The 3,975-nt window shown below is 32.5% G+C and carries 2 protein-coding genes and 2 pseudogenes; all 4 read right to left on the reverse strand.

What is annotated here, in order from left to right:
* Window positions 1-99, reverse strand: a pseudogene (locus K8089_RS15840) (molecular chaperone DjiA); the annotation flags it as partial.
* A 7-nt stretch (window positions 100-106) separates the two neighbouring features.
* Complete coding sequence (locus K8089_RS15845) at window positions 107-2,788, reverse strand: carboxypeptidase-like regulatory domain-containing protein (protein WP_237604271.1); 2,682 nt, start codon at window positions 2,786-2,788, stop codon at window positions 107-109.
* Window positions 2,773-3,534, reverse strand: coding sequence for a GLPGLI family protein (locus K8089_RS15850; protein ID WP_237604272.1), 762 nt, complete (start codon window positions 3,532-3,534; stop codon window positions 2,773-2,775). The genes K8089_RS15845 and K8089_RS15850 overlap by 16 nt, the downstream gene beginning before the upstream one ends.
* A gap of 333 nt (window positions 3,535-3,867) precedes the next feature.
* Window positions 3,868-3,975: pseudogene (locus K8089_RS15855) on the reverse strand (molecular chaperone DjiA); the annotation flags it as partial.

A 3,975-nucleotide genomic window follows, 5' to 3' on the forward strand; every position in this document is an offset into this window, starting at 1 on the left:
CTGAAGCTGTTCATAAGCTTCCTGCACTTTATTGAACTTTTCCTCGCCTCCTTTTTGGTGCGCTTCGTCCATATGTTGTAGCTTGTCTGGGTGGTTTTTTAAAAAACTATAAACGAATGTGTGCTTTTAAAAGAAGGAATCTAGGCAAAAGTCGATATTCAGATTTAAAAATACCACTGTCATCAATATTTATATTTCTGAAAGTTCTGGTATTCAGTACGTTTTTTCCTATCAAGGATAAAGATATTCTATTTTTAATAAGTTGATATTTGCCTTCAAGATCCATAAAATAATAAGTGTCATTTTCTTTATCTAAATCTGAAAAGGAATAACGAGATGAACTCAAGGAGAAAATTAGATTTTTGCGTGGCTCATATATAATGTCAAAAAAACTTCGGTTCCTAGTATTTTCTTGTTTTGTTATATCGGTTTTGTAAACGCTATTAAACCATTCCGTCCCAATATGAAGATTGAAGGGTCCTGTGAAGGCAGATCTTAATTCGGCGCCATAATTAAAGGTTGTAACATTCACATTGCGAAAATTTCCGTTTACACTATTTTCAAAATTTTGCTTGTTATATCCCAGTTTTATTTTTGTATTTGATGCTATGGATTGTAAAAAAATATTTGAATCCGTCTGTAAATTCAGGAACTCCTTATTCTTAAGTCTTGTTAATTCATTTAACGAATAATTTGGAGTGATGAGAGCATTTGAACCCAAATAATCGTATTCTCTTACATAGATAAACGATGTATTTGCGTAAAATGGACTCAAAATAGTACCCAAGGTATAATTCAGAAAAAAGGTACTTGATTTTAGAGGCTCAATATTTTGCAAACCTTTCGAAAATCTGTTATATTGGTTAAGGACATAACCATCCTGAACATTTGACAAGCTAGGGTTTTTATTTTCGTATTTAAAAAATGAAGTAATGCGGTTGGTTTTGTTCAATTGCCAGTCTGCTGTTATTTTTGGATTGATAAAGAGTGGCGATATTTCCAAACCTATTTTTTCTGTATCTAAGGTTGTTATGTTGTATGCGAAACGAATATTTGCGGTCAATGCAAGGGATGCTAATTTTAAACTATAGGATGGTTCGAAAAAAACATTGAATTGATTGAATTTTGAATTGTTCTGAAATCCAATTGGTTTTTCGTCAATACCAAGAAGTTCAAAATTTGAAGAATATTTATTATTAATATGGTTTATACCAACTTTTGCTTGCCATAAATCGTTATTCTTTCTTTTATTGAAAAGACCCGCATCAATCCCTGCAGAATTAATTGTATGCTTACTACCTTGCAGTACACCACCAATATCATTATTGGCTCCAAATAAATCTTGAAATAAAAATCGGCTGTTGCCGTAATTTTGTGGATTATTAGAATGGATGTAATAGCCATTAACTAATAATGCTTGGTTTGGTCTACGCCTATTGGTATACTTAAATGTTTGATTGGCGGTAAAAGGGTTTTCGTCCAAAACTTCGTTTGAAAAATCATTGTTAAAAAAAAGCGAAGTATTTGTTTCTGTTCTACCTCCGTTAAACTTTCCCGAATACTCGAATATTTGGTTTTTAGATATATAGTATGTTAATTGTGCGTTTGCAAAGCCCGAGAATGTTTGTCCATACAAGTTGTAATCTTCCGTTGTAGTAAAATTACCTGTGGGCAAAAAATAAGTATCCATGGAATTTCTAAAGAAATCATTCTCGTCCCAATTCAAAAAACCAATTGTTTTTAACTTTAACCTTGGGTTAAAAGAGTAAATATTATTGAGAGAAGCCATTTCAGCATTATTAAAATTGGTGCGCTCATCACCAACATTGGGTTTGAAATTGATAAGCTTTATAAATGAAATCGCACTTTGGTCATTTTCTGTACTGGCAAAACCAGTCTCAGATTCCGAATCTGTCATTTCCGAAAGGGCTGCGCTGGTCTCTATACCTACATTATTGAAATTTGCAAAACCATAAAATTTGTTTGTTTCACGAAACGAAATAAAATTTGCACTGGCATCATACCTATTTTCAGATGCAAGCCCATAGCCGGGTTTCAATACTCCAAATATTTTGTTTTTCACATTATTCTTCAAAGTAAGGTTTAGGGCTACACGCTCACTATTTTCAATGCCTTTCAGCAAACGATTTTTGGAATAATGTTCATACACTTCTACCTTATTGATTACCGCCGCATCCAAATTCTTGGTTAGCAGCTTGTATCCCTTTTCAAAAAGATCATCGCCTTCTATCATTACTTTTTCAACTTCCTTGCCCCCTATTTTAATTTTACCATCGCTATCCACATTAATTCCCGGGATATTTTTTAGTAGATCTTCAACTGTTTCTTCATTTCCTTTTTTAAAGGCGTCTGCCTTAAAAATAATAGTATCTTTTTTTACGGTTACGGCTTTATCGGTATTTATGATAACTTGATCCAGCGTAAAGGTTTCTACTTTTAAAACTACGTCGAGCTTATAATTCGTGTTTTTTTCTAAGGAAAGAGTTTCTGTCTTTTTTTGAAATGAAATGGAGCTGAAAGTAAGTTCAAATTTGCCCACTTTATCGGTTGTTAATTTATAGCGACCATTTTCTTGAGTGGTGGTGAAGGCAATTATGCCATCTTGGTTTTCAGATTCTAAAAAAACATTTACGTAGGGTATAGGTTTTTGCAAAGTGTCAAGTACTGTTCCAGAAACGATGCTTTGGCAATAAGCAAAATTGCCCGATAGCAAAAGTATCAGGCAATTTAAAAGAATTATGAAATATTCCTTTATTTTTTTTCCCATTCGTATTCAAGTTCAATACCGCTCCTTTTTACTTGTATAGATGTTATTTTAGCACCCTCTGGCATTCGTGATAATAATGCTTTTGAGATTCTCCCCGAGGAATTCTCGTTCATTTGTACAAATTCTTTTTGACTTATTTTTGGATCACTCCTTGGTTCATTTATAATACCATTGGTCTTTTCATAAGGAATGATAATTTGCTCTGCACTAAAGTAAACCTCGTGGGTGCTATCATAAACTTCTAAAATTAGACCAGGGAGTCCTCCAAGTTTCCAAGGGCCATATGGAAGGGGGATATCAGGCGTAAACCAAGCTTCAAAGATTCTTCCCCTAAACTCTCCAATTGCTTTCTGACAATTGTAATCGGAGATTAATTTAAATTCATTTGATAATTTCCATTGGATTTCTGATGCTAGGTAATCCTCATAAATATAATATTTCAGCTTAAATTCATCCAAAACAGTTTCTCTGCATATAAATTTCTTGGATTGCAAATTATGATAGTACCTATATCCAATCGAATCTGTATTTGTAATAATTATATCTCCTGATTTTGTATTGTTATCAATTATTTCAGTTTTATTTAAATTAATATAAATTGATTCTTGGGAATTAAAATATAAGTTGCCTTCTACCTGTTTGGGTTTTGATCCAGAATAATTCAAGACATTATTATATGTTATTTTTCCAGTTTGGGAAAAGAGTACCGTGGTACAACAAAAGAAAATGAAAAATAAATATTTCATAATATCTTAATTATCAGCACTCATAAGTATAAGTAACAGTTATTGTTTCCTCCCATGAGCCGTGATCAATTGTAATTAAAATCGTTGTTTGACATTCGCCAACGACCAACAGCTCTGCCTTTTCAAAGGTATTTATGGCTTCTATATTTCTTTTGATTTCATTGGAATTCAAATTAGATGCAAATGCACCTAAAGAAAATAAACAAACGATAAGTGTAAAAAATAGCTTTTTCGTGATTTCTAAAATTAAAAATTAATGTTCAGTTATGTTGCAACTGGTTAAAGTTATTTTTTGAAAGACAAAAAATTTTAACACTATTTTTCAAAAAAATATCAAAACCCGCGTTCCTTCTGAAGCTGTTCATAAGCTTCCTGCACTTTATTGAACTTTTCCTCGCCTCCTTTTTGGTGCGCTTCGTCCATATGTTGTAGCTTGTCTGG

It is taken from the genome of Aequorivita vitellina, assembly GCF_022008365.1.
In the GTDB taxonomy this organism is placed as follows: domain Bacteria; phylum Bacteroidota; class Bacteroidia; order Flavobacteriales; family Flavobacteriaceae; genus Aequorivita; species Aequorivita vitellina.